Below are 25288 nucleotides of genomic sequence, written 5' to 3'. Positions count from 1 at the left end.
GTTGCCATGAAAACAGTTTGGCTTGTTGATGATGATGCATCTATTCGTTTCGTATTAGAAAAAGCACTGTCTCGCGCAGGATTTAATACAGAAAGCTTTGCCAATGCACAAGATGTATTAACGGCACTAAAATTCAGTCAGCCCACAGCCCTCGTGTCAGATGTTCGCATGCCAGGCATGGATGGCATGGCGCTACTGGAATTAATTGCAGAACAAAACCCAGGGCTACCAGTGATCATTATGACCGCCCACTCGGACTTAGACTCAGCAGTCAATGCATTCCAAAAAGGTGCGTTTGAATACCTTGCAAAACCATTTGATTTAAATGAAGCGGTTGCTTTAGTTGAAAGTGCCTGTCGCGCTAACTCTGCGAAAAAAACAAAGCGTAAAGCTGCGCCCCCCAAAAGTGCGCACATTATTGGCGAAGCCCCTGCCATGCAGGAAGTATTTCGCGCAATTGGAAAGCTGTCTGCATCCAGTATGAGTGTACTGATCAATGGCGAATCTGGCACAGGTAAAGAGCTTGTTGCAAGTGCATTGCATAATCACAGCCCACGTAAAGAAAACCAATTTATCGCTTTAAACATGGCAGCAATCCCAAAAGAGTTAGTTGAATCTGAGCTTTTTGGTCACGAGAAAGGCGCATTTACTGGCGCAGATACTGTACGCAAAGGTCGTTTTGAGCAAGCTAACGGCGGCACACTATTTCTAGATGAGATTGGTGACATGCCCCTTGATGTGCAAACACGCTTACTGCGTGTGCTTGCTGATGGCGAATTTTATCGCGTGGGTGGACACCAAAGTATTAAAGTCGATGTGCGTATCATTGCTGCAACGCACCAAAACCTCGAAGACCTTGTTAAACAAGGTAAGTTTAGAGATGACTTATTTCACAGGTTAAACGTGGTGAGGTTACGCTTACCTGCATTACGTGAACGTACTGAAGATATTGAGCGATTGGCACAACACTTCTTACATAAAAGTGCAAAAGACTTACAAGTAGAAAGTAAAGTGTTAAGTGCTAAAGCCACAGATCACCTTCGTTTATTTGGTTGGCCTGGTAACGTAAGGCAGCTTGAGAATACTTGTCGTTGGTTAACCGTTATGGCACCTGGTGAGTTGATAAGTGAACAAGATTTACCCCCTGAAATACTCGAGGCTGACGTGTCTCAACAAGAAGGCGACTGGCTTGATTCATTTCAGCAATGGCTCAATCAAGAGTTAAAGCAAGGGAAAGAAAATATCTGGCCTAATATTCAGGCACAGTTAGAAACGCGTCTAATAAAAACAGCACTGGCAAATTGCGCAGGCCACAAGCAAGAGGCTGCCGTTAAAATTGGTTGGGGACGCAATACATTGACCCGTAAACTAAAAGAGCGCAATATCAACTAATGTTTATTGGTGTTGGCGATCTATTATTATGAAGTTAATCGAGCACATTCCGTTGATAAAACAAATGGAAATTATCAACAGGCTGAGCTTTTTTAGGGAGTTTACGTTAGATGAACGCCAGATATTGCTGGAATCATTTAGTCACCTCTACTTAGTTCAACACAACCGTTTTGTGTTTAAACAATACGATAATGATAAACAGCTTTATATTGTGCTCAGTGGTGCCATTGTTGTATTTAGGCACAGCCACTTACTCGATTTGGGTACAATAGAGCCCGGAGAGTTCATCGGTGAAGGCGCATTTATTAATAATCGGGAGCGAAGCACTAGCGCACGTGCCACCTGCGATACCATTGTCCTTGCAATCACACCGCAAGCGCTAACGCGGCTGCCTAATGTCATTCGCGAAAAAATTAAAGACCGTATTATCGAAGGAATGAGTGAGCGTATTGCAAAGCTGAGTGAGCACATTGAAAACCACGGTTAGCCCTACATTAATCCATATAAACCACTTGTAATGAACAATCGAGCCAGCTGGGCTTATTAACATGAGCCGTTATAGTATATGTGTCTGATGGCTTAGCACCAAAAGGTGTATTAACCAATGGCTGAGTGTGGTTGTATGTTTGCGAATAATTACGGTAGTAAATAACTAAGTAACCATATAAATATTCCCATTTCAACGTCACTTTTACGCCGCTGGGTAATGTGAACTCAGCATGTTGATCAGTAAAGGTCACCGCTAAATCATTAAACTCATCCTGCTCGCACTGACTGGTGCGCACACGTTTTGGCATCGAAAATACGTTATCCTGCTCAACACTTTTTAAATAAAAACCGATATTACCATCGCCATAAAAGTGATTTGCACGCGTTGTATAACTGACTTCTGGTTGGTATCCCAGCTCCTGCATAATAACCGCTAATTGTTGCGTCTGCGCGCGGAGAATTTTATCATCTGATAACAACAGTGTCGCTGCGCCAAACTCTCTTGGCACCTCAAGATCGACATATTCATACGCTAATGATTGTGCTTTTAGCGCCGCATCAAGCTGTTCTCGCTGTTCATCCTGAAGGTTTTCACTAAAAATATAAACCGTGGGTTGTTGGCATGCTGCCAAAAAGACAAGAAAGATGAATGTTAAAAGTCCATTTTTCATAATTACCTCCAATTGATTACAGGTGTAGTCTATTGAAGGCAGTCATTAAAAGCAACTTAATTGATTTGGCTGTTTAACCACGCATCAACACTTTGGCGGGTATACAACACATCCTTGAACAAACGATGGCGTTCAAACTTAAGTAAACGCTCTTTATTATTATCACCACTGACGAGCTGACTATGATTATCATTAAACTTCGAAATCACTGAAAACCCTTGTTCAATATTCGGTGAGCGTTGTTTAACGGTTTTTGTAAGGTGAGTTCTGACATCATCGACTGTTAACATATCGGAGTTATGCAACCCCATTAACTCTTTTCGCATTGCTAATCTTACGCCCATTTTTTACTCCATATTCAATGCAAGTATACTTACATTGTTATTACGCTACCTAGCGCTATAAATTTTTGAAACATATTGGCAAATTGAGAGCTGCAGCTTAACGCTAGAATGCTGCAGTTTTTTTAAATACGAGGGAAATACTGGAAAAGTTTTAAAATTAATAAAGGGCTTTCCTATCCGCAATTCAAGCGATGGTGCAAAACTCTCCCTAAGCCTTTATAATAAGGCCTACGCCCTACCTTATTGAGACTTAACATGAATCATGAATACATTGAAATAGAATTGGAAGAAGAGCCAATTGAGCTATGCAAACTACTAAAAGTGCTTGATTTAGTCGAAGGTGGTGGTCAAGCAAAAAACTTAATTACGGAAGGTTATGTGGGTGTTAACCATGAGATTTGCACCATCAAACGGAAAAAATTATACAGTGGTGATGTGCTCGAGTTTGATGGTGAATGGTTTCAATTAACCTTGAGTGAAGATGCGACGCCAGCGCAAAGATCGGCTGAAAGCTCACAGCCTGAGCCATCAAAAACACCTGAGCCAGCAACAGCAACACCAGCTAAAAGTAAACGTAAGCGCACTAAAAAGCCAAAGGTAGATGAAAAAACAGGTCGTCGCCCTATTTCATTTGGATAAATTAAATAGCACTTGTTAATCAAACAATGACCGTCTTTAATTACTCCTTTATTAATAACAATTAAAAAAGGACATTATGACAACTCACATATTTCCAGCATGGCTTAAAAACATTGCATGGGCAGCATTTGTTTGGAACTTACTCGGGGTTATTGCGTTTATTATGCAGATGCTTATGACCCCTGATATGATCAGTAAACTCCCTGCAGAACAACAAGCAGCTTATTCAAACACCCCGCTTTGGTTCATCTTCGCGTTTGCTATTGCAGTGTTTGGTGGCACGCTAGGCAGTTTATTGCTTGTATTTAAAAAAGCGTTAGCACGTAGTGTATTTGCACTCTCTACCGCCGCGATTTTTGTACAGCAATTTTATAACTTTATTATTATCAATAGTATTGAACTGCTCGGCGCGAGTGCTGTATTTATGCCACTACTCGTAATTATTATCGCTCTTTTATTATTAGTTATTAGCCACAAAGCGATAAAAAAAGGCTGGCTGAAATAATACTAAGAAGGCGTTTGCCTTCTTATGCCTCCAGCTCCTCGAAAACTAAAAAATCACCATCACACTGACTACATGCAATGTCTAAAAATGCAACAATGATATTGGTATACACTTTGCTATTTACTGGCTAGTAAAAGGTTAAGTTTTACGGTTTATACCAATTCGCTTAATTAAGTGATCTATTTTGAGGATTGGAATTAAGGGTATTCATATTTATTCATTACAAGCTCTTGTTAACAAAGCCAAACGACTCCCATTTTTGCTCAAAGTTTTACCTGACGCTTGTTACATACTAAAGGTGGCCTCAATTTAAAAGGAGTGCACGTTGCTTAACTAAACTAAGTGACTTTGTCATAACCGACCATATATCGCCAGCAGGTGTAATTAAAGCCAGTGCTCCAGAAGATGAATTGGCGAGCATTTAACTGTAGCCTCAAAGTTGTTTATTTGATTCAGAACACGTTGAACTGAGTATTTTTGGCTACACTTAAAGTATTAGTAATCCAAACAGTGTACTGATGTCTCCTCAAATCATCATCAAGATGCTTAGATTAAGCATAATATTAGGGCTAAGTCTTATTGTACAGGGTCACTATCTTTTGGTTTCAGACTATTTTGATGCTATTAATAGTGTTAACAAAATTATTATTAGTGCATCGTGTATTGCGTTCGGTGTTTTATTTTCATTGCCAACGAAAATTTGTTTAACATTGATACTTATGAATTTAGAAGCCAATCAAGAAAAATCAACAAAAGCGAATACCAATGAGAATAACAAATAAGTCAGTGTCAGGTAGGCTCATGCTAACGAGTATTTTACTCTGTGCTTTGTGTGCAATTGCGCATGCAAAACCTGCATTAACAATCGCTTCAGGTAATTTTGCTCCCTATTTCAAGGAAGAGAATGTTGATGGAAAGGGTTATTTCGATTTAGTACTGTTAAAAGTTCTTCAACAAGAAGGGTATAGCGATATCAGGCTCGTTTCATTAAATAATGATGCTATAAAACGCTACTTCATAAATGATGTTGCTGATATTGCAATTAATTACACTGCACTCCCCCCAGCTAACAGTTTCCCCTCAATCTACAGAGTGAAATTTTTAAATAGAATTATCATGCATAAGAATCAATGGTCAGGGGGTATCAAAAAATTAACTGACCTAAACGGCCTTACCCTTGCTAGTTTTACGGGGGCATCAAATCTATTTGGTGATGAATATAAGGCATACACTCAATCAAGCACAATTACATACTTTGAGACTGCGAACCAGCAAGCACTCAATAAACTACTTCATAAAAAGAAAATCGATGTGAGAATTGGTGATTATTTAATGTTTTATAGGCACACCGCTCACCTATCGGGCTTAGATCCCAATGACTACGTGTCACTTAATTTATTAGATTATCAGGGATCATTTATCGTCTTTAATAACAAGAAAATCAGAGATCAATTTGATCATGCCCTGACCAAACTCATCCAATCTGGTGAAATAAAAACGATCACACAAAATTGGCTCGAATTTTATAATTTACCCACAATTGTTGACCACTCTTTTTTTTCTGCCACTGCTGATCGTTAGTAAAGTATGAGTTCAATAATCGACTGCGTTAACTTAGACCATTAAACCCGAGCCTTTACTTACTGTGCCTTTTGAAGCTGTTCATTTCGCTCTGCTAGCTTTTCTTTAACCTGCTCCGCTTCATCAAACAACTTTTTAATAACAACAGGATTATACGCATTCGCTGGATTTTGTGTAACAACAAGCTCTCCAGATTTGGCACTGCCTTTCAAAATCGAAGTGTCTTCGGCTTCAACCACGGTAATATCATTTGGATCTAAGATCACCTTTTCACTATAACCATGGGGATTAGGTTGATCTGAATAATGCCATTGACCATGCTGATCTTGCCATTTGTAAATGACGGTGGATGATGACAAATCGCCTTTAACCTTATTCACCATATTACTGTGTGCACTTGTTACCAGCTTTACGGCTTCATCCAATGTGTTATTTGAAAGAGCGACCGCTTGCGTTTTCAAATTTGTAGAAGTTTGTGAAATTTGATCTGCGCTGAGCCAAGATTTTCCATCTGGACGCTTTAGATAAAATAAGGTGGTGATACTAATCAGTAATAGCATGATTAATATATAGGCAAAATACTTCATTTTCATTCCTTGAAGAGTATATTTAAAAATAATTAAGCTTATTGATAGCTGTTTACTATTCTAGCAAGCTCCACACTAGCTTTCAGCTTTTTTAAAAATATTGACTACGTTAACGCGCGCTTCCCCTGACAATAAATAAAATTACCACTGAAAATCGTGACACAGTTTCATTTAATACTCCTCTACAGGTACTGTTCGAGAACTAAATAAGCGCGTACGCCTTATTTACTATACTTCAGCCATAAACGAAAAAACGCAGCTGAGCTGCGTTTTAAGAATATTCAGATAGAAATTTAGGATTAAATCCCATCACCATCAATATGCAGACCGCATTCGCGGTTTAAGCCAAAGAAGCGCGTTTCTTCTTCTGTCATACCCGGCTCTAATTTACGTGTAGTATGCACATCACCCATCGACACATACCCTTGCTCCCAAAGCGGGTGGTAAGGTAGGTCATGCTTGGTTAGATACTGATACACATCGCGGTTTGACCATTCAATAATCGGGTAAACTTTAACTGTGCCACGGCTAATTTCAACAATTTGCTTATCAGCACGAGTTGACGCTTGGTCACGGCGCAGGCCACTAAACCAAGTACCAGCCTCAATGTCTTTTAACGCACGAGTCATCGGCTCTACTTTATTAAGCTGGTTGTACTGCTTAATACCCGCTTCACCTTGCTCCCACAACTTACCAAACTTAGCTTCTTGCCATGCTGGGCTTAGAGCCGACTTATACACCTTTAAATTAAGTGCTAAGCGCGCCGTCATTTGCTCAATAAACTGATACGTTTCAGGGAATAAGTAACCTGTATCCGTTAATACCACAGGGATGTCTGGGCGTTGTGTTGTCACTAAGTGCAACATCACAGCCGCTTGAATACCAAAGCTCGATGATAAAAACTGCGTCTCAGGTAAGTTTTCAAGCGCCCAAGCAACACGTTGTTCAGCGTTTAAATCTTTAAGTAAACCATTGGCATCTGCTAACAGCGCTGCTTGGCTTTCTTTATCTAGCTGTAATATGTTTTTAAATTCACTCATAGTAAATTCCAAACCTCAGCAAGCGTTACCGCTTGCTTTAAAATTAAGCGTGAAAATCAGTCACTGACACTTTAACTTCAGCAACAATGCCTTTACGAATAACAAAATCACCAAAGCATTCGCCGTCGTTACGTTCACTCGCCCATTGACCTATTAGCTTGTCAAAGGCATCTAAGTAAACGTCTTCACCGACATTTTCTAAATACAATTTAGGAATACGTGTGCCTTCAAGGTTACCCCCTAAGTACACGTTATATTTACCTGGTCCTTTACCCACTAAACCGGCTTCTGCCAACATCGCGCGACCACAACCATTTGGACAACCCACAACACGCATAATAATACTGTCATCAGGGATACCATGCTTAGCTAGCAATGCCTCAGTCTTTTCAACTAAGCTTGGTAAGTAACGCTCAGCCTCAGCCATTGCAAGTGGGCAAGTGGGTAATGCCACACAGGCCATCGAGTTTTTACGCTGCTCAGTGTCTTTGTCGTCAATCAAACCGTGGTTACGGGCGATTTCTTCAATCACTGCTTTTTGATCCGCTGGCACACCGGCAATGATCAAGTTTTGGTTCGCTGTCATGCGCATATCACCTTGGTGAACTTCGGCAATTTTACGACAACCTGTTTTAAGTGGTTTATCTGGGTAATCTAAAATACGGCCACTTTGAATAAATAGCGTTAAGTGATGTTTGCCATCAATGCCTTCAACCCAACCAATACGGTCGCCACGGTGAGTGAACTCAAATGGGCGGCTAGGTGCAAATTTAACACCTGAACGCGCTTCAACTTCAGCCTTAAATACATCAGACCCTACACGGTCTAGTGTGTATTTAGTTTTTGCATTTTTACGGTTCGAACGATTACCCCAATCACGCTGAACAGATACCACATGTTCAGCAATTTTTAACGTGTCTTCCAGAGTAATAAAACCAAAGTCGTCTGCTTTACGAGGGTATGTGGCAGTATCGCCGTGCGTCATTGCAAGACCACCGCCAACGAGTACGTTAAACCCAACTAGTTTTCCAGCTTCTGCAATGGCGACAAAGTTTAGGTCGTTTGCATGTACGTCCACTTCATTATTAGGTGGGATCGTCACGGTTGTCTTAAACTTACGTGGTAAGTAATTAGACCCTAAAATTGGCTCTTCCGTGGTTTCTGCTTTTTCGCCATTTAGCCAAATTTCTGCATACGCTTTAGTTTTTGGTAACAAATGTTCTGAAATTTTTGCAGCCCACTCGTATGCTTCTTGATGAAGTTCAGACTCAACAGGGTTAGTAGTACACAGTACGTTTCGGTTCACATCACCAGCAGTGGCAATAGAGTCGATACCCACGCTGTTAAGCATTTGGTGCATGCCTTTAATGTTTGGCTTTAACACACCATGAAACTGAAACGTTTGACGCGTTGTTAAACGAATGCTGCCATAGCTGGTTTTCTCATCAGCGAATTTATCAATCGCTAACCATTGCTCTGGTTTGATAATACCGCCAGGCATACGTGCACGAAGCATTACGTTGTGCAATGGCTCAAGCTTTTGCTTTGCACGCTCACCACGAATATCGCGGTCATCTTGTTGATACATACCGTGGAAACGAATTAGCTGAAAGTTATCTGCGGTAAATCCACCCGTGATCTCGTCTTTTAAATCTTGTTCTATGGTGCCACGTAAAAAGTTACTTTCTCTTTTCAAACGCTCGTTATCAGAAAGCTTTACGTTTTTATCTTGTTCGCTCATTTTAAATCCTAAATTTGTTACAGTGACGGCTGTTAGCGTTGCTTTTATAAGTAAGCTATGTGTACTTAGTACACGTCTTTCTGATAGCGATTTGCGCTACGTAAATCTTTTAAATACTGCTCAGCGTCTTCATCGTTTTTGCCGCTGTTCTCTTTGATGATATCAATCAAGGCTTGATGAACGTCTTTCGCCATGCGATTTGCATCACCACAAATATAAAAATGCGCGCCGGCTTCTAGCCATTCATATACGTCTTTACTATTTTGACGTAGCTTGTCTTGTACATAGACTTTATCAGCTTGATCACGGCTAAATGCCACATCAACTTTGTTCAATAGGCCTGATTTTAAATAACCTTGAATCTCTACTTGATACAAAAAGTCTTGCGTAAAGTGAGGGTTACCAAAGAACAACCAGTTTTTACCTTCAGCTTCACGCGCATCACGTTCTTGCAAGAACGCACGGAATGGCGCGATACCCGTACCAGGACCCACCATGATCACCGGCGTGTCATCATTACTTGGTAAACGGAAGTTATCGTTATGCTCACTAAATACTTTTACTTTGCAGCCTTCTTCGGCACGGCGTGCTAAATAACCCGAACAGCCACCTAAGTGTTCACTGCCAAAAGCATCAAATTCAACGAGCCCAACGGTTAGGTGAACTTCATCCTCAACTTCAGCTTGGCTTGAAGCAATTGAATATAAACGTGCTTGCAACTTACGTAGGCAATCAACGAGGGTTTGTGCTTCGATTTTTGCTGGATTTTGGCGGATCACATCAAATATTTGACGAGGTTCAATGTATTCACGCATTGCCGCTTTATCTTCCACCAGCTTTAATAGCTCAGGTGTGCCCGTCGCAACGGCGTACTTTTCAACAAAGCCTGGGTATGATTGTGTTAGTTCTAATTTTTCAATTAACGCGTCACGTATCGTTAACTCTTCATCTGCGATTTTAACTTTGCTGGCAGCATCAATTTGCGTCTGTTCAAGTACTTCGTCAACCAAGGCTTCATCATTTAAGAAGTACACACCCAGTGAGTCACCCGGTGTATAAGTAATGTCCGAGCCTTCTAAAGAAATCTCGACATGGCGAACATCTTTAGTTGAGTCACGGCCAGTAATCTTTTGTACAGTACTTAGCTCTGCTGCAAAAGGGTTTTGCTTAGTGTATTGGCTTGCAGCGGCTGTGGGTGCGCCAAATGGCATAGAAACAACTTGGCCGCCTGCATCTTGCTGTGCTTTTAAATCAGGTTCAAAGGCATCTAATGCGCCGGTTATCCAAGTCGCTGCTTCATCATCGTAATCAACATCTAAATCAGCGCGCTGATAAATAGTCTCTGCGCCAAGCTTAGTTAAACGCTCTTCAAAATCTTTAGCTGTCTGGCAGAAAAACTCATAGCTTGAGTCACCTAAGCCAATTACCGCGATTTTAACGCCATCGAGTTTAGGCGCTTTCTTAGTGGTTAAAAATTCGTGTAGTGTTTCTGCATCTTCTGGCGGCTCACCTTCACCATAAGTAGATACAACAACAGTTAGAAATTTTTCTTTTTTCAACGCCGTTGGTTTGTAATCGGCCATGCTTACTAATTTAACAGCTAAACCGCGTGATTCTGCTTGCTCTTTAAGCTTAGTTGCTACACCTTTGGAGTTACCGGTTTGCGAACCATATAAAATAGTTAATGCCGCTGCCTCACCTGCGCTCGGTGCTGCGCCCACAACACCACCAAGGGCTGCAGTATTTGCATTCGCAGCAAGGTAACCACTCACCCAAGCTTGCTGAATTGGATTAAGCTCAGCCACTAAACCTTGTAGCTTTTGTACTTGCTCTTGCGATAGCGGGCTTGCCGCTGCATTGAGTTGACCTAACAACATGAATTCGTCCCCGTAACCCTAAAAGTTAACTACAAAATGACTACTCAATATAAGTGAATCACTTTGCCTAAAATTTGTTTCAACTTTAAAGCGTTAATGCTCGCTCCAAAGATTTCTCTGAGCGTGAAGAATAACGGGGTATTGGCGAATAAAAAAAGAATAGAATCTGCTTTGTTATTCCATTTAGTTATGGAATTAGATTATTTCCTTCAAAAACAGATTAAAAGAGAAAGGTATGTAAACTCACAAAGCCACTTAAAGGTTAATGCATTAAAACAATGCTCAATAAAGTCAGTACGCACAGCCTCTTAATCTTAACTTAAGTACGTCATCACATACGAATTAGAGCAATTAATTGAGCAGTACAGAGGATAAGATTATAAGTAACCCAATCAATGCATTTACTCAACTTACAAATAAAAAAACGCTTTAGACGTGTCTGTTTAATATTGTTATTTAAGTGGCTGCGGAAGCCTGAATTTATAAAGAGTGAGCGCCTCACGCAGTGACGACGATCTCCGGGTTAAGTGATAAGTCTTTACTTGATCTGTAAGATTTGATCAAATCGGGCAGTGTCATTTGCGGACATTTAAATATAAAGTGGCAAAAGGCAAGACGCGACCCCATTTCCTTTATGTTCTACTTAGAAGTAACCTTAACACTTCCAATGTACCACTTCTCATTTCTTTTGTTCATTGTGAAGGTGTGAGCGCGATAAAACAGGCTATCATCCAAAAAACCACTTTGCTCTACCTCCACTTCAGCCACTTCAAAGCGTTCAGCTTCGGAAAACATTGAAATCTCAGTATCCACGTTATCTACATAGTCCGAGGTGAGATTGCTTTCATTAAACTGAATAAAGTGGATTGCAACGTTAATGGGGTGCTTACGATCCACACTCAGCTTACCGTTAAACCTGTTGATTTCATCACTCGAAATTAACTCAGTAGATTTGTTTCCAGTTAGTAGAAAATAACCCACAACAGAAGAGCCAGCAAAGCCAATCAGAGCAAATAGGACAACTACGATTCTAATAGATAATTTGATGGAGATATCCTCACAACGATTGAAACATAACAATTTAATAGTGCGCTCATCGCGCATATTTCTGCCGACTTAACGCTCACTTATCTACTTTTAACAAATTACCTAAGGCATTACTATCACTAAGTTTTCTAAATTTTTTAGTTAGAGTTAATAGAACCAATATGCGCGCGTCGCTCATTATTCGTAGCCAGTAAGCACATACCCTAAACCACTTTAAAGTGTAGTTCTTAGGTGTGAATGACTATATCTCGCTCAAAGCGGCCTACCAGGTGTGAGCGACAGCAGGTTAAGAGTACCCAAATCTTTGCTCGCACTAAATTTCAGGCATAAAAAAACACGCATTAGGCGTGTCTGTTTAATATTCTACATTGTAATTTCAGTGGTTCCGGGAGCCAGAATTTATGAAGAGCGAACCGACGAGCTATTTACTTCACTGAATTTCAGATATAAAAACACCCATATAGAGAGTTGATTCATTCTTACATTTTATTTTAGGCATAAAAAAACACGCATTAGGCGTGTCTGTTTAATATTCTACATTGTAATTTCAGTGGTTGCGGGAGCCGGATTTGAACCGACGACCTTCGGGTTATGAGCCCGACGAGCTACCAGGCTGCTCCATCCCGCGCCTGAAATTGCAGATTTATTTATAGTTGCTATACATGACAACTTGGCTTTCAATTCTGTCAAGAATTAGTTGCGGGAGCTGTGAAAGGTGAAGAGTGAACCGACGACCTTTATAAACTACCAACAGTAACCTAGATTCTCTTAGAAAATTGGTTGCGGGAGCCGGATTTGAACCGACGACCTTCGGGTTATGAGCCCGACGAGCTACCAGGCTGCTCCATCCCGCGCCTGTATATTTTAAGTCTATCTACTACTTAATTTAATCTCTTAAGTTAGAGTTTAACAGTAACCAAATCCATATAGAAAATTGGTTGCGGGAGCCGGATTTGAACCGACGACCTTCGGGTTATGAGCCCGACGAGCTACCAGGCTGCTCCATCCCGCGCCTGTAATTTCTTTTCAACAGTTTCGTGTTATTTGCGAGCCTGTTTCGAAGAGAGCGCTATAATATAGTAATAGAATTATAATGCAAGAGTTAAACCACATAAAGCTGTTCAACCGAACAAAAAGCAAACAAAGCGCTACTTAAAGCGCTCTTTGGTGCGGACTTATCATTTTTTGAAACTCCCAATCAGGGTGCCCCATTACGATGAAGTCAGGGTTTTCAGTACTCTCTCGCTGGTTATACGTCAGTGGATTAAATTCAGCATCAGTGATACATCCCCCCGCCTCTTCAACAATGACTTGTGAAGCACCGGTGTCCCATTCCCCTGTAGGACCAATACGTAAAAAGCAATCGGCTTTCCCTTCGGCAACAATACACGCCTTTAGCGAGCATGAGCCCACTGCAACTGTTGTAAATTGGGTATTTAAATACTGACTTACAGCTTCTATTTTTTGACGACGACTAACTGCTAACGTTAAGTGTTCAGGTGTGGCGACACTGATTTTTTCATCAATACCATCTGTGCGTTTAAATGCACCGTTTTGGTGACTAGCAAAATAAGTAACTCCTTTTGCTGGCCAGAAAATGACACCTAATACAGGTCGATTATTTTCGATCAGCGCAATGTTTACGGCAAAATCACCACTTTCAAGAATAAACTCGCCAGTACCATCCATTGGGTCAAGCAACCAATAACGCTGCCAATCTTGTCTATCTATAAGAGGCGGGATAGGTGTTTCCTCTGACATAATTGGAATGTCAGGGGCAAGCGCCTTTAACCCTGCAACCAAAACATCATTGGCGGCTAAGTCAGCTTTTGTGACGGGTGTGTGATCTGACTTTTCCTGCTGACCAATATCACCTTTCTTATAAATTGCCATAATCGCTGCCCCCGCACTTTGTGCAAGCTCAATACATGGCTCTAGTAATCTATTCATTCGCCGCCCTCCGAATCAATGCGCTTCATTAATAATAGCAAAGCTGCAACACTTCGTGCTTCTGTAAAGTCATCTTGTTGTAATAATGACTGCCACTGCGTTAATGGCCACTTAACCACAACCAAGGGTTCTGGTTCATCTCCTTCAAGCGCTTGCGGGTAAAGCCCCTCTGCAAACAGAATATGCATGGTGGCATTAAAGTAACTTGGCGCCATAGTGACTTTTTTTAGTAGTTCGAGTTGTTCAGCACCAAAGCCGACTTCTTCTTTTAACTCTCGGTTCGCTGCTTGTTCGGGGGTTTCACCGGGGTCAATTAAGCCTTTGGGAAAACCAAGCTGATAGTCGTTAGTGCCCGCACAATACTCACGCACAAGCAGTAATTCATTGTCAGCTGTTAAGGGTACTATCATCACAGCACCTCGGCCGCCGCCACGAATACGTTCGTATTGACGCTGCTCACTATTTGAAAACTTTAGCTCTAGAGATTCGACCGTAAATAAACGGCTCTTAGCAACCACTTGGTTGCTAAGAATTTGCGGTGGTGTTGGATGCTTTTTCTGTGTCATGGGCATTAATTTGTTATCATGGCTTCTTAACACAATCATAAATCTTTTACAGAGAAATGCCTATGCTAAATTGGTCGAAAATCGATACAGTACTTCTAGATATGGATGGTACTCTACTCGATCTGCATTTTGATAATCACTTTTGGCTTCATGTTATCCCTGAGCAGCACGCGATTATGCAAAACATAAGCTTAACCGATGCTAAAGCTGATATTCACTCACGCTACCAAGCTGTGCATGGTCAAATTCAGTGGTATTGTCTCGACTATTGGGAGCAGCAATTAAACCTGCCAATCATGGAACTTAAACGCCAAACCCAACATTTAATCAAAGTACGCGAAGACGTGCCCGCGTTTTTAACCGCCATGCGCAAAGCAGGTAAAGAGCTTATTTTACTGACCAATGCCCATCCTGAAAGTGTGATGCTTAAGTTTGAGCAAACAGATATTGACAACTTTTTAGACGGTGTAGTTTCTACTCATCAATATGGTGTGAGTAAGGAGAGTCAACATTTATGGCAACAAGTACACGCCGACTTAGGGTTTGATAAACAGCGTACGTTATTTGTCGATGATAGCTTAAGTGTATTAAATGCAGCGAAGGAGTTTGGTATAGGTCATTTATTGGCAGTTGCAAACCCGGATAGTAAGCAACCGCACAATGAAATAGATGACTATTTAAGCATCACCGATTTTAGCAACGTGCACCCTTAGGTTTTAGGGTAGCGCGCCTCAAGGCCTTGATATACAAGTTTTGCAAAACCAGCATGCTCAGTATCAAGGTTTTTAACAACGTCAACTAGATGCTCGTTGTCTTCTTTACCATTCCACACTTTAATATAGCTGCCATCTTTGTAACCGTGGTCTTGGCGAAAGAAGTTAAGTGTGTTCTTACCCACATAACCTCGGTATAAATCGTCAATATTCATGCCGATTTGCACCATACACCCTGCGAAAGCGGCCGCATTAAATGTTTTATCAGCAACGGCTGATGCCGCTAAGATTTCAAGTGTTTGTTTAAAATCATCGGCTGTTTGCGGTGAGCTTAACTCTTCTTCAAGTTGTTTAGCGAGCGCTAAATAACTGGTTTCACCATCAATACGCAGCGATAAACCAAAGTGAAAGATATCCACTAGCTCTAGGATTACCTGCTCGGTATCTGGCGTTTGTTTTTTCCACCATTTCCAGCCGTAATGATCAAGCATTTCTGCGCACTCAACCCAAATTGCTCGGTTCCATTCAAATCCTTGACTAAACCATTGTTCATGAACTTTGGTGTTCATTGCATTTTGCATTTCTAGCATCACAACTAGTTTATTTAAATTGGCAGACATGTCTCTTCCAGTTACTATTTTTAAATTACGCCTAATAATACAGATAAGTCCTCTCTAATGAAATTATTTATCTGGTTGGTCTGTCTTGTCTGGTAACTTAAATTTATTACATCGAGAGCTATATGTTAAAACCTATTTTACTGGCGTGCGCACTACTTTTAAGCGTATCAACACTAGCAGCCACAGCCAGCAATATTGCAAGCAAAGCTGAACAAGTGAGTCCACTCATGCCAGGATTAACAGTCCCTGCTACCACATTAAAAGATAAAGATGGGAATAATGTTGATTTGAGTAAACGCTTTGCAGAAAAAACAACGGTACTTATCGTTTACCGTGGCGGCTGGTGCCCATATTGCTCAAGGCAGTTAGCAAGTATTCAAAAAATAGAACAACAAATTGCTGATTTAGACGCGCAAATTATTGCTATTTCACCTGATAGTCCAGAAAAACTTTCAGAGAGTAAAATTGATTCACCCAATTACCAATTACTATCCGATGATGGCCTTGTTTTAAGCCAGGCACTGGGATTAGCATTTTATCTGGATGACAAAACCGCGACTATTTATCGCAATAAGCTTGGGGTAAATTTTGTCTCGCTTGATGGCAAAGCGAAGGTAGCATTACCAGTGCCCGCAGTATTTGTAATAGATAAGAAAGGGTTAGTAAACTTTCAATACGCTAACCCAAACTATAAAGTACGCTTAACTGAAAATTTACTACTGGCAGCGGTAAAATCAGTCGCTGAGCAGTAATCTCTGCGAATATGATTAATTAGCAGGGAGCCTGTGCCCTGCTTATCTTCCTGAGGTAAATTCTTGCCAAGAATTAATTAAATCAACAAAGTCTTCAAAACCACAGCCGCTACTTAAACCATTTTCTTCAAGCATGAGTGCATCATCTTGATAAGCAATTAAATCTTCCGAATCTTGGTGTAACGCGTGGGCTTCAAAAATGGCTTCATCTTTATTTAAGATTAAATCAATTTCTTGACCTTGCAGCCTTAATGGCTCAAAGCTACTGGCAACTGATGCAATTAAGGCTTGCACCATGGCTATTTTCTCTTTGCCGATCTCTTCATTTAACCAGCGACCAATCACGGCGTGCTCACTGCTAATTTTAATGCGTAAACCACTAATAGGATCACGTATAAATTGATATTCCATAACTTTATTCCAGTACTGCTAATACACAATATTATAACCTAGTCAGTTATGAATAACGAAAGTCAGATACAAAAATAGCGCCATAAAGCGCTATCTTTTACATTTCAGTAAAGCTTTCTACCGGTAGGATCTAAAGCGTGCGGCATCAATGATAGCCCAAATATATACGATAGGTAGAAGTACAAAACCTATTGCAACGTAAATCAATACGCCACTAATGACCCAGGCTAAGAAAAAGAAAATTGCCGCCATAATACGACCTTGCACTAACTGTCCAAGTCCTGGAAAAAATATATTACAAATTGCTGCGATTACATTACCGCCTGAACCTTGCTCTGCCATATTAACCTCAGTTATTAATTTAATTTTCTTATTAGATACTTACACACTTCGTGCCAACTCTTAAATTGATTAATAATCATAAACTTAGATAAAAACCAATAAATGGTAACTTGTCTTAAATCGTGGTTTTTACTAAATATCAGTCAAATTGGCTACGGCAAATATTTCACACAACAATAGCTTAGCTAAAAACACGGTTAAATAGAATAAAGAACATTTGAAAATTAACTGTTTATAAAAACAGTATTTTATTTAGCCTAACAAAAACACCTGTTATACTGCCCGCAATATTGATTGAAAAGGCGTGATGATGGACGTTTCAGAATTACTCGATGGCTTAAATGACAAACAACGGGATGCCGTAGCTGCTCCACTGCAAAATATGCTGGTGCTAGCAGGGGCAGGCTCTGGTAAAACTCGAGTACTGGTTCATCGTATTGCGTGGTTAATGCAAGTAGAGCAAGCGTCGCCCTACAGTATATTCGCGGTAACCTTTACTAACAAAGCAGCAAAAGAAATGCGCTCTCGTGTTGAAGAAACACTCGGCGCACCAGTCGGCGGCATGTGGATTGGTACTTTCCACGGTTTATCGCATCGCATTTTACGCGCTCATCACCGCGAAGCTAATCTACCTGAAGCATTTCAAATTTTGGATTCTGATGACCAACTAAGAATGATCAAACGCTTATTGAAAGCGATGAACATCGATGATAAAAAATGGCCTGCCAAACAATTTGGTTGGTACATTAGCGCTAAAAAAGATGAAGGTCAGCGCCCAAAAGATATTCAAGCTTATGATATCAATGAACAGATGATGCTTAAAGTCTATGCAGCGTATCAAGAGGCCTGTGACCGTGCCGGTTTGGTCGACTTTGCCGAAATATTGCTGCGCAGTTTTGAAGTGCTAAAAAATAATCCAACTTTGTTACGCCATTACCAGCAACGCTTTGCCCATATGTTGGTGGACGAGTTCCAAGATACCAATACCATTCAGTATGCGTGGCTTAAACTACTCGCAGGCGATACTAACAGCATTATGATCGTGGGTGATGATGATCAAAGTATTTATGGCTGGCGTGGTGCCAAAATTGAAAACATCAAACGCTTTTTAACTGATTTTGAAGCAGAGACCATTCGCCTTGAACAAAACTACCGCTCAACAGCCACTATTCTTAAAGCATCCAATGCGCTGATTCAAAATAACTCAGACCGTATGGGCAAAAGCCTGTGGACTGATGGCAATGAAGGTGAGCCAATCTCTATCTATGCCGCGTTCAACGAATTAGACGAAGCACGTTTTGTTAGCAGTAAACTACGTAGCTGGCTCAATGCAGGTAATGCATTGCAAGATGCGGCTATTTTGTATCGTAGTAATGCACAGTCGCGGGTACTTGAAGAAGCCATGCTACAAGAAGGCTTAAAATACCGCATTTACGGTGGCATGCGATTCTTCGAACGACAAGAAATTAAAGATGCACTTGCCTACCTGCGATTAGTTGGTAATCGTCAAGACGATGCCGCTTTTGAACGCGTTATTAATACACCAGCTCGTGGTATTGGCGATAAAACACTTAGTCATATTCGTGATTGTGCACGTGCTGAATCACTGCCGTTATGGTATGCAGCAAAAGCAGTTATCGAGCAACAACATTTATCAGGGCGCGCCGCGAGTGTGGTCAGCAAGTTTGTTGAATTGGTTGAACACATCGAAGAAAAAATCAGTGTTCTGACACTCGAAGAACAAGCAAAATATGCGATTCAAACATCAGGCCTAATGGCCATGTACCAAGCTGAAAAAGGCGAAAAAGGCCGTGCCCGCGTAGAAAACTTAGAAGAACTTATTAGTGCGTGTGGTCAGTACGAATTACCTGAAGACGAAGAATTTAGCTCACCATTGCAGGGCTTTTTAGCCTATACCTCGCTTGAGTCAGGCGATGGCCAAGCAGAAGAGCATGAAGATGCAGTGCAAATGATGACGCTTCACTCAGCAAAAGGTCTAGAGTTCCCGCTGGTATTTATGGTGGGTGTTGAAGAAGGCATGTTTCCATCACAGCAAAGCAACGAAGAATCTGGTCGTTTAGAAGAGGAACGCCGCTTATGTTATGTTGGTATGACGCGGGCGATGGAAAAGCTGTATATTAGTCACGCTGAAAGCCGCCGCTTATATGGGCAAGAAAAATACCACAGTCCATCGCGCTTTATTCGTGAAATGCCCGAAGATTGCATTGAAGAGATCCGCATTAAAACGCAAGTATCTCGCCCACCGGCAGCGGGACGATTCAGCTTTTCAGTCAGCCATGCAGCATTTGAAGATAGCGGGTTTAATTTAGGCCAACGTGTTATCCATGCAAAATTTGGTATAGGCACTGTATTAAATTATGAAGGTGCAGGTGCGCAATCACGCGTTCAAGTGAACTTTGACGATGTAGGCAGTAAATGGCTAGTAACCCAATATGCACGACTTCAAGCAATTTGACACTCAGCTAAACACAATCCTCACACAACTTGCCTATGCAAAGCATAGGCAGTTGCTCGTTATTTCTGGTGAACAGGCATGGTGTTACTTACACGCTCAGCACCTCAATATTAAGTTTAACGATGCACACGTCACCACTTTATCCAAACACTCAGCGCTTTCGCGCTGTCAATGGCCTGATCATACTCACCAAATTTTAGGTCAAGAATTTGATCATGCCATTTATGATGGATTTAGTGGCCTCTTACCCGATAAACTCGCAGCGCTTAGCGGGACAATAAAAGCTGGCGGTATATTGGTATTATTGCTCCCAGAGCTAGCCAACTTAAAGAGCTGGTGCGATCCCGCTTTAATCAATTTTCAATCGTTTGAACAACAACAACCTATTAGTGTATTCAATCAACGCCTAGCTATACTGCTTAATGGAAGTGATATATGTCATTTTAGCCAACAACATAGCTGGCGTGTGCCTCATGCTAACAATCCAACACAAGGCAAGATTGACTTTCAAGAGCAACAATATTGTATTGAACAAATCGTTAAAACGGCACGCGGTCGAGCTAATCGGCCATTACTACTTAGTGCCGATAGGGGGCGCGGAAAATCTTCGGCCCTAGGGTTTGCTGCTGCTCAGTTACCTGATAAAAAAATTATCATCTGCGCCCAGCAATTCTCGGCTTTGCATAGTTGTTTTAAGCACCTTGCACAGCAATCAGGGTTAACCTACAACGGCTCAGAAAAACAGCTGGCTAACCTATCATTTTCAGCTCCTGATCAATTGCTTTTAGAGCGCCCTACATGCGATGTGTTATTTGTAGATGAAGCTGCCGCTATCCCTGTGCCACTATTGAAAAAAATGCTCGAGTACTACCCCCGTATTGTATTTTCCAGTACGGTTGTAGGCTACGAAGGAAACGGCCGCGGCTATACTTTGAAATTTAAGCGCTATTTGCAAACGCATTATAAAAACATGCGAAGTATTGAGCTTAAACAGCCAATTCGGTTTGCTGTTAATGATCCTCTTGAACAACAAGTATGCAGGTTACTTGCACTGGATGCGCACTATGATGAATCCCCTGATAATGATAAGCCCTTTGAGTTTAAAGAAATCACGCCTGAGCAACTCCTAAATGATGACCCCTTACTACTTCAAGTAATCGGTTTATTATCATTGGCGCATTATCAAAATAGCGTGAATGACTTGCGTCACCTCCTCGATGCTGCATCTCAACGTCTTTTTATTTGCTTTGGAAAAAACCATATTCTGGCTGTATGTTTAGTTGCCATTGAAGGTGGGCTGACACCTGAAATATCTCATCAAGTAGCAATCGGGAAACGTCGGCCACAGGGACATTTAATGGCACAAACGTTGGCTCAGCTGACCTTTGACTCAACAATTCTTACAAAGAACATGGCGCGGGTTGTACGTATTGCTGTGGCGCCTGATAAGCATAATCAAGATATTGGTTCGCAATTACTTCAATTTGCACAAGCTCAGTTATCCCCTGAATGTGATTATTTCGGTGCAAGTTTTGGCGCCAATGCTACATTGCTAAAGTTTTGGCACAATAATGACTTCACATTAGTGAAATTAGGCTTTCAAAAAGATAAAGCAACAGCGGAATATTCAGCCTTAGTTGTTAAGCCTATCGATACTGACAACATATTAATTCAAACGCTAGCAACACAGTTTAGCGCCGACATTGCATTCCAATTACTTAATCACTACCAGGCACTGGATTATCAATTAGTCGAAGTTATCGTCAGTGATATGAAAGACGCCCCCTATGCAAAAAAAGAAAATGAACGTCTAAAGGCATGCATGGCCAGTGATTTTCAGATGCATAACATTAAGCCTTTATTATGGCGGACATTTTGGCAATACCCAAGCAGCCTGAAAAACTGTGATGCACATACCAAATACCTTTTAATTAGACTAATATTACAAAACTGGTCGCCTGAAAAGGCCCACCATGCTTTACTCAGTAGCGGGAAAAAATCACTTAGTAAACAATTTAAACAGGCTGTCATTAATTGGTATGAAAATCTCTCACATTCAAATATATTTTAAATTGGCATTGTGGCTATGCTCTTTAGTCAGCTATTTTTCATCAGCCTCTGAACCTGCTCAAATAAAACTAGGAATGTCCACCGCCCTTAGTGGTCCAGCAAAACAAATTGGCGAACAGCTTTCTTTAGGAAGCAAAACCTATTTTAACAAGCTCAATAAACATGGTGGGATTAACGGCGCACTCGTTAATCTGATCGTTGCCGATGATAGCTATGAGCCCAAACAGGCTGTTAATAATACACATAGCTTTATACAAACTGAAAATGTATTAGCGCTGTTTGGAGCAATGGGAACGCCAACAAGTCATGCCGTCTCATCAATATTAGAAAAGCTTCGAACACCTTACCTGATGCCCTTTAGTGGTGCTGAATTTTTGCATACTAATCCAACTATCAATGTATTTAATTTAAGAGCAAGCTATTACGATGAAGCGAAGGTTCAAATAAAGTACTTAATCGAAGAGAAAAAGCACTCTAAAATAGGTTTTTTAATTCAAGCGGATGAGTTTGGCTATGTTGTGGAGACTGGATTACTCAAATCAATGTCAGCGTATAATTTAAAACCGATTAAAGTAGCGCGATACCTTCGTAATACTCATGACATAGGGCGGGCATTAAAAACATTAAAAAAAAGTGGTGTTACAGCCATTTGCTTAGTTGGTACATATAAACCCCTATCGGAGTTTATAAACACAGCTTATGAAGAGGGTTTCAAACCAGACTATACCAGCATTTCATTTGCCTCGAGCCCTGATTTATTCTCCAACTTGAAATACCCTACTGATTTAATGGTCACAGAAGTGGTGCCCAATCCTGCCCAATGTGAAAGCTATTGGTGCAAAGAGTTTTTATCCGATATGAAAGATGCAAATATACATAGGCCGAGCCGCCTTCACTTTGAAGGTTATTTAAATGCGGTTATTTTCAGCCTAGCTGCTAAGAATTGTGAATCACCATTAAAAGCAGAGTGTTTGATGGTACAACTAGATAAAACGTTTAACCAAAACAAAGAAGTACATGAACTGTTCACCTATCTAGAAAATAATAATAAACACAAGGTATATCGTTCATTATTCTCGTTAAAATAACTGCTATTTTTCAATAATGTTCTATCCTTATATAACCCTACTAGGAGGTGATGAGGAAACTATGGATTTAATTAACTTTCGTGTTGGACAAAAAACGATATCGTTAAAAATATTAGATATATTACTAACGGAACGTTTTGAAAATAACCTTACTTCATTACCAAATGAGAATAAGAGTTTTATTGGTGTAAAAGACTATATGGAAACACCAACACCTATTTTTGACTTAGGTATCGTTCTCAATAACCAGTCAACTCATATTACAAACAAACAACTTTCCGATCTTCTTGTGGAGCGTGAAAAAGATCATCTAGAGTGGTTAGATGCGCTCGAAACAAGTCTGACACACAATACCCCTTTTACTAAATCAACCGATCCTGAAAAGTGTGAGTTTGGTAAATGGTATACGAGCTTTCAAACTGATAACGAAGATCTTCAAACCATCCTCGATAAATTTGATGCACCTCATAGAGAACTTCACTCAATGGCAGGTGAACTGCTTGATATGCAGAGACGGTTAGGAAAAGAAAAAGCAATAGCTCATTTCAATACTAAAAAAAGAAGCGTTTTTAATGTACTCGTAAGACTTTTCGAGTCTGCTAGGGAGCAAATTAATCTAGATTACAAGCCAATCATTATCTTCACAACAAAAGATGGGCATACTCCTCATCTTGGTCTACTCGTTGATAAAGTTGAAGATAATATAAATATCAATAAAGAAGATATAAAACCATTAGATAAGCTAACATCAATAGGCTTTGATATTGAACCACAAACTAAAAATATGATGTTAGGGTTAATTAAACTTGAACATAAGCATAGTGTATTAATCGATCCAGGCGCGATCTTTAGACCAGAACACCTTCAAAACCAACACACAGAAGAAACCGAAGCCTATGGAATATTTTAAGTATTATTAGTAGGTTAGAAAACAGGCACTAGCTTCTCCATTTGCTACTAGAAACGTCACAGAGTTTTTAAGGCGGCGCAGTTTACTGATATACACTTTTGTCATTAGATAACGATTAAAATAAACCCACATTTATTATAGGCATATAACCAATAACTTAGCCTAAAAACGTAAAAAAGCCCGAGTCAATGAGTCGGGGCGGCCTTCCGTGCAGCTCGCCTTCACGCTGTGTCGTTTCACTACTGAGTGCAACATGAGGGCGTGGCCTGATGTATTCTCTTTATCCCAGACAACAAAAAACCCGCTACATTGCTGTAACGGGTTTCTCTTATTTGGAGCCATGGTGCGCTACGCATTAGGATGACCGCGTGCCTACAGCAGTAAAGAGTCACATAATAAATGCTACACCAACGTTGGCCTTTACGCCGTTTCACTTCAATAATGAGTACAACATGAGGGCGTGGCCTGATGTATTCTCTTTATCCCAGACAACAAAAAACCCGTCACATCGCTGTAACGGGTTTCTCTTATTTGGAGCCATGGTGCGCTACGCAGTAGGATGACCGCGTGCCTACAGCAGTAAAGAGTCACATAACAGATGCTACACCAACGTTGCCTTTACGCCGTGTCGTTTCACTACTGAGTACAGCAGGAGGGCGTGGCCTGATGTATTTACTTTATCCCAGACAACAAAAAACCCGTCACATCGCTGTAACGGGTTTCTCTTATTTGGAGCCTGGCGATGACCTACTTTCACATAACAAATGCTACACTATCATCGGCGCTGTTTCGTTTCACTACTGAGTTCGGCATGGGGTCAGGTGGGTCCAAAACGCTATTGTCACCAAGCAAATTTGGTGTCAGTCCGTATTGCTACGCACTAACTAAAATTTGGAATATCTGATAATAAAGTTTTCTGTAATCTACTTTAGTCTATTAACTTCTGCGCTTAAACAGTCACATAAAACGCGTTTGGCGTTGTATGGTTAAGCCTCACGGGTAATTAGTACAAGTTAGCTTAACATGTCGCCATGCTTCCACATCTTGCCTATCAACGTTGTAGTCTTCAACGGCCCTTCAGAGACTTTAAAAGTCTAGTGAGAACTCATCTCGAGGCCTGCTTCGCGCTTAGATGCTTTCAGCGCTTATCAGTTCCGAACGTAGCTACCGGGCAATGCCATTGGCATGACAACCCGAACACCAGCGGTTCGTTCACTCCGGTCCTCTCGTACTAGGAGCAACCCCTCTCAATTCTCAAACGCCCACGGCAGATAGGGACCGAACTGTCTCACGACGTTCTAAACCCAGCTCGCGTACCACTTTAAATGGCGAACAGCCATACCCTTGGGACCGACTTCAGCCCCAGGATGTGATGAGCCGACATCGAGGTGCCAAACACCGCCGTCGATATGAACTCTTGGGCGGTATCAGCCTGTTATCCCCGGAGTACCTTTTATCCGTTGAGCGATGGCCCTTC

General features: G+C 41.0%; 23 protein-coding genes, 3 tRNA genes and 2 rRNA genes. 11 read left to right on the top strand and 17 right to left on the bottom strand.

The window, feature by feature from the left end; all coding sequences use genetic code 11:
* Positions 1–6 precede the first annotated feature (6 nt).
* Both ntrC and ATS75_RS12660 read left to right on the top strand, forming a co-directional pair.
* Entirely contained in the window at positions 7–1392 is a 1386-nt protein-coding gene (gene ntrC, locus ATS75_RS12665; RefSeq protein ID WP_058560787.1) for a nitrogen regulation protein NR(I), read from the top strand.
* A gap of 28 nt (positions 1393–1420) precedes the next feature.
* On the top strand, positions 1421–1879 hold the full coding sequence (locus ATS75_RS12660; protein ID WP_058560786.1) for a Crp/Fnr family transcriptional regulator: 459 nt from the start codon (positions 1421–1423) through the stop codon (positions 1877–1879).
* A gap of 7 nt (positions 1880–1886) precedes the next feature.
* Here ATS75_RS12660 and ATS75_RS12655 read toward each other — a convergent pair whose 3' ends face one another.
* Positions 1887–2552, bottom strand: coding sequence for a hypothetical protein (locus ATS75_RS12655; protein ID WP_058560785.1), 666 nt, complete (start codon positions 2550–2552; stop codon positions 1887–1889).
* Positions 2553–2608: 56 nt separating this feature from the next.
* A complete protein-coding gene (locus tag ATS75_RS12650) occupies positions 2609–2896 on the bottom strand; it encodes a hypothetical protein (protein ID WP_058560784.1) in 288 nt (95 codons plus the stop codon).
* A gap of 255 nt (positions 2897–3151) precedes the next feature.
* Between ATS75_RS12650 and ATS75_RS12645 the strand changes: the two genes are divergently transcribed.
* The 3 genes from ATS75_RS12645 to ATS75_RS12630 all read left to right on the top strand — a co-directional run bounded on the left by ATS75_RS12645 (position 3152) and on the right by ATS75_RS12630 (position 5621).
* A complete protein-coding gene (locus ATS75_RS12645) occupies positions 3152–3535 on the top strand; it encodes an RNA-binding S4 domain-containing protein (protein ID WP_058560783.1) in 384 nt (127 codons plus the stop codon).
* A gap of 76 nt (positions 3536–3611) precedes the next feature.
* Entirely contained in the window at positions 3612–4040 is a 429-nt protein-coding gene (locus tag ATS75_RS12640; protein WP_058560782.1) for a hypothetical protein, read from the top strand.
* Between the two features lie 765 nt (positions 4041–4805).
* Positions 4806–5621: a substrate-binding periplasmic protein gene (locus ATS75_RS12630; protein ID WP_058560780.1), complete on the top strand. Its 816-nt coding sequence runs from the start codon at positions 4806–4808 to the stop codon at positions 5619–5621.
* Positions 5622–5680: 59 nt separating this feature from the next.
* Here ATS75_RS12630 and ATS75_RS12625 read toward each other — a convergent pair whose 3' ends face one another.
* From ATS75_RS12625 to nudE, 10 genes are all read right to left on the bottom strand, one after another.
* On the bottom strand, positions 5681–6208 hold the full coding sequence (locus ATS75_RS12625; RefSeq protein WP_058560779.1) for a DUF4124 domain-containing protein: 528 nt from the start codon (positions 6206–6208) through the stop codon (positions 5681–5683).
* A gap of 299 nt (positions 6209–6507) precedes the next feature.
* A complete protein-coding gene (locus ATS75_RS12620; protein ID WP_058560778.1) occupies positions 6508–7248 on the bottom strand; it encodes a phosphoadenylyl-sulfate reductase in 741 nt (246 codons plus the stop codon).
* 43 nt (positions 7249–7291) lie between these two features.
* Complete coding sequence (gene cysI, locus ATS75_RS12615; RefSeq protein ID WP_058560777.1) at positions 7292–8989, bottom strand: assimilatory sulfite reductase (NADPH) hemoprotein subunit; 1698 nt, start codon at positions 8987–8989, stop codon at positions 7292–7294.
* Positions 8990–9054: 65 nt separating this feature from the next.
* Entirely contained in the window at positions 9055–10866 is a 1812-nt protein-coding gene (locus ATS75_RS12610) for an assimilatory sulfite reductase (NADPH) flavoprotein subunit (protein ID WP_058560776.1), read from the bottom strand.
* 639 nt (positions 10867–11505) lie between these two features.
* Positions 11506–11970 (bottom strand): hypothetical protein, encoded by a 465-nt coding sequence (locus ATS75_RS12600; RefSeq protein ID WP_058560774.1) that lies wholly within the window; start codon positions 11968–11970, stop codon positions 11506–11508.
* 494 nt (positions 11971–12464) lie between these two features.
* Positions 12465–12541 (bottom strand) — tRNA-Met (locus ATS75_RS12595).
* 149 nt (positions 12542–12690) lie between these two features.
* Positions 12691–12767 (bottom strand) — tRNA-Met (locus tag ATS75_RS12590).
* A gap of 81 nt (positions 12768–12848) precedes the next feature.
* Positions 12849–12925 (bottom strand) — tRNA-Met (locus ATS75_RS12585).
* Between the two features lie 140 nt (positions 12926–13065).
* Positions 13066–13863, bottom strand: a complete 798-nt coding sequence (cysQ, locus tag ATS75_RS12580; RefSeq protein WP_058560773.1) for a 3'(2'),5'-bisphosphate nucleotidase CysQ — start codon at positions 13861–13863, stop codon at positions 13066–13068.
* On the bottom strand, positions 13860–14429 hold the full coding sequence (gene nudE / locus ATS75_RS12575; RefSeq protein ID WP_201020968.1) for an ADP compounds hydrolase NudE: 570 nt from the start codon (positions 14427–14429) through the stop codon (positions 13860–13862). The genes cysQ and nudE overlap by 4 nt, the downstream gene beginning before the upstream one ends.
* A gap of 62 nt (positions 14430–14491) precedes the next feature.
* Between nudE and yrfG the strand changes: the two genes are divergently transcribed.
* A complete protein-coding gene (gene yrfG, locus ATS75_RS12570) occupies positions 14492–15142 on the top strand; it encodes a GMP/IMP nucleotidase (RefSeq protein WP_058560772.1) in 651 nt (216 codons plus the stop codon).
* On the opposite strand, the gene ATS75_RS12565 is transcribed toward yrfG, so the two are convergent.
* Positions 15139–15762 (bottom strand): dUTP diphosphatase, encoded by a 624-nt coding sequence (locus tag ATS75_RS12565; protein ID WP_058560771.1) that lies wholly within the window; start codon positions 15760–15762, stop codon positions 15139–15141. The two genes, yrfG and ATS75_RS12565, sit on opposite strands and share 4 nt — an antisense overlap.
* Positions 15763–15884: 122 nt before the next feature.
* Here ATS75_RS12565 and ATS75_RS12560 point away from each other — a divergent pair, with 122 nt between their 5' ends.
* Positions 15885–16514 carry a peroxiredoxin-like family protein gene (locus ATS75_RS12560; protein ID WP_058560770.1) on the top strand — a complete coding sequence of 210 codons (630 nt, stop codon included), beginning with the start codon at positions 15885–15887 and terminating at the stop codon, positions 16512–16514.
* A gap of 42 nt (positions 16515–16556) precedes the next feature.
* On the opposite strand, the gene ATS75_RS12555 is transcribed toward ATS75_RS12560, so the two are convergent.
* Together ATS75_RS12555 and ATS75_RS12550 are read right to left on the bottom strand one after the other, a co-directional pair.
* Complete coding sequence (locus ATS75_RS12555) at positions 16557–16925, bottom strand: YacL family protein (protein ID WP_058560769.1); 369 nt, start codon at positions 16923–16925, stop codon at positions 16557–16559.
* A gap of 117 nt (positions 16926–17042) precedes the next feature.
* Entirely contained in the window at positions 17043–17267 is a 225-nt protein-coding gene (locus tag ATS75_RS12550; protein ID WP_058560768.1) for a hypothetical protein, read from the bottom strand.
* 310 nt (positions 17268–17577) lie between these two features.
* On the opposite strand from ATS75_RS12550, the gene uvrD reads away from it, so the two are divergent.
* From uvrD to ATS75_RS12530, 4 genes are all read left to right on the top strand, one after another.
* On the top strand, positions 17578–19743 hold the full coding sequence (uvrD, locus tag ATS75_RS12545; protein ID WP_058560767.1) for a DNA helicase II: 2166 nt from the start codon (positions 17578–17580) through the stop codon (positions 19741–19743).
* The gene (locus ATS75_RS12540; protein WP_058560766.1) at positions 19721–21814 is read left to right on the top strand and encodes a GNAT family N-acetyltransferase; all 2094 of its coding nucleotides are present in this window, start codon (positions 19721–19723) and stop codon (positions 21812–21814) included. Before uvrD ends, ATS75_RS12540 begins: the two co-directional genes overlap by 23 nt.
* The gene (locus ATS75_RS12535; protein WP_152996223.1) at positions 21783–22901 is read left to right on the top strand and encodes an ABC transporter substrate-binding protein; all 1119 of its coding nucleotides are present in this window, start codon (positions 21783–21785) and stop codon (positions 22899–22901) included. The genes ATS75_RS12540 and ATS75_RS12535 overlap by 32 nt, the downstream gene beginning before the upstream one ends.
* Before the next feature lie 61 nt (positions 22902–22962).
* A complete protein-coding gene (locus tag ATS75_RS12530) occupies positions 22963–23811 on the top strand; it encodes a CZB domain-containing protein (protein ID WP_058560765.1) in 849 nt (282 codons plus the stop codon).
* 734 nt (positions 23812–24545) lie between these two features.
* Here ATS75_RS12530 and rrf read toward each other — a convergent pair.
* Both rrf and ATS75_RS12520 read right to left on the bottom strand, forming a co-directional pair.
* Positions 24546–24660 (bottom strand): 5S ribosomal RNA (gene rrf / locus ATS75_RS12525).
* A 133-nt stretch (positions 24661–24793) separates the two neighbouring features.
* A 23S ribosomal RNA gene (locus tag ATS75_RS12520) occupies positions 24794–25288 on the bottom strand; the annotation flags it as partial.

It is taken from the genome of Pseudoalteromonas sp. H105 (genome assembly GCF_001469215.1).
Taxonomy (GTDB): Bacteria; Pseudomonadota; Gammaproteobacteria; order Enterobacterales; family Alteromonadaceae; genus Pseudoalteromonas.
This window is presented reverse-complemented; position numbering and strand designations above follow the sequence as displayed.

Excerpts from the sequence above, each read along its gene's own strand:
- ntrC (WP_058560787.1), top strand. The coding sequence starts at position 7 with ATGAAAACAGTTTGGCTTGTTGATGATGATGCATCTATTCGTTTCGTA.
- ATS75_RS12660 (WP_058560786.1), top strand. The coding sequence starts at position 1,421 with ATGAAGTTAATCGAGCACATTCCGTTGATAAAACAAATGGAAATTATC.
- ATS75_RS12655 (WP_058560785.1), bottom strand. The coding sequence starts at position 2,552 with ATGAAAAATGGACTTTTAACATTCATCTTTCTTGTCTTTTTGGCAGCA.
- ATS75_RS12650 (WP_058560784.1), bottom strand. The coding sequence starts at position 2,896 with ATGGGCGTAAGATTAGCAATGCGAAAAGAGTTAATGGGGTTGCATAAC.
- ATS75_RS12645 (WP_058560783.1), top strand. The coding sequence starts at position 3,152 with ATGAATCATGAATACATTGAAATAGAATTGGAAGAAGAGCCAATTGAG.
- ATS75_RS12640 (WP_058560782.1), top strand. The coding sequence starts at position 3,612 with ATGACAACTCACATATTTCCAGCATGGCTTAAAAACATTGCATGGGCA.
- ATS75_RS12630 (WP_058560780.1), top strand. The coding sequence starts at position 4,806 with ATGAGAATAACAAATAAGTCAGTGTCAGGTAGGCTCATGCTAACGAGT.
- ATS75_RS12625 (WP_058560779.1), bottom strand. The coding sequence starts at position 6,208 with ATGAAGTATTTTGCCTATATATTAATCATGCTATTACTGATTAGTATC.
- ATS75_RS12620 (WP_058560778.1), bottom strand. The coding sequence starts at position 7,248 with ATGAGTGAATTTAAAAACATATTACAGCTAGATAAAGAAAGCCAAGCA.
- cysI (WP_058560777.1), bottom strand. The coding sequence starts at position 8,989 with ATGAGCGAACAAGATAAAAACGTAAAGCTTTCTGATAACGAGCGTTTG.
- ATS75_RS12610 (WP_058560776.1), bottom strand. The coding sequence starts at position 10,866 with ATGTTGTTAGGTCAACTCAATGCAGCGGCAAGCCCGCTATCGCAAGAG.
- ATS75_RS12600 (WP_058560774.1), bottom strand. The coding sequence starts at position 11,970 with ATGCGCGATGAGCGCACTATTAAATTGTTATGTTTCAATCGTTGTGAG.
- cysQ (WP_058560773.1), bottom strand. The coding sequence starts at position 13,863 with ATGAATAGATTACTAGAGCCATGTATTGAGCTTGCACAAAGTGCGGGG.
- nudE (WP_201020968.1), bottom strand. The coding sequence starts at position 14,429 with ATGACACAGAAAAAGCATCCAACACCACCGCAAATTCTTAGCAACCAA.
- yrfG (WP_058560772.1), top strand. The coding sequence starts at position 14,492 with ATGCTAAATTGGTCGAAAATCGATACAGTACTTCTAGATATGGATGGT.
- ATS75_RS12565 (WP_058560771.1), bottom strand. The coding sequence starts at position 15,762 with ATGTCTGCCAATTTAAATAAACTAGTTGTGATGCTAGAAATGCAAAAT.
- ATS75_RS12560 (WP_058560770.1), top strand. The coding sequence starts at position 15,885 with ATGTTAAAACCTATTTTACTGGCGTGCGCACTACTTTTAAGCGTATCA.
- ATS75_RS12555 (WP_058560769.1), bottom strand. The coding sequence starts at position 16,925 with ATGGAATATCAATTTATACGTGATCCTATTAGTGGTTTACGCATTAAA.
- ATS75_RS12550 (WP_058560768.1), bottom strand. The coding sequence starts at position 17,267 with ATGGCAGAGCAAGGTTCAGGCGGTAATGTAATCGCAGCAATTTGTAAT.
- uvrD (WP_058560767.1), top strand. The coding sequence starts at position 17,578 with ATGGACGTTTCAGAATTACTCGATGGCTTAAATGACAAACAACGGGAT.
- ATS75_RS12540 (WP_058560766.1), top strand. The coding sequence starts at position 19,721 with ATGCACGACTTCAAGCAATTTGACACTCAGCTAAACACAATCCTCACA.
- ATS75_RS12535 (WP_152996223.1), top strand. The coding sequence starts at position 21,783 with ATGAAAATCTCTCACATTCAAATATATTTTAAATTGGCATTGTGGCTA.
- ATS75_RS12530 (WP_058560765.1), top strand. The coding sequence starts at position 22,963 with ATGGATTTAATTAACTTTCGTGTTGGACAAAAAACGATATCGTTAAAA.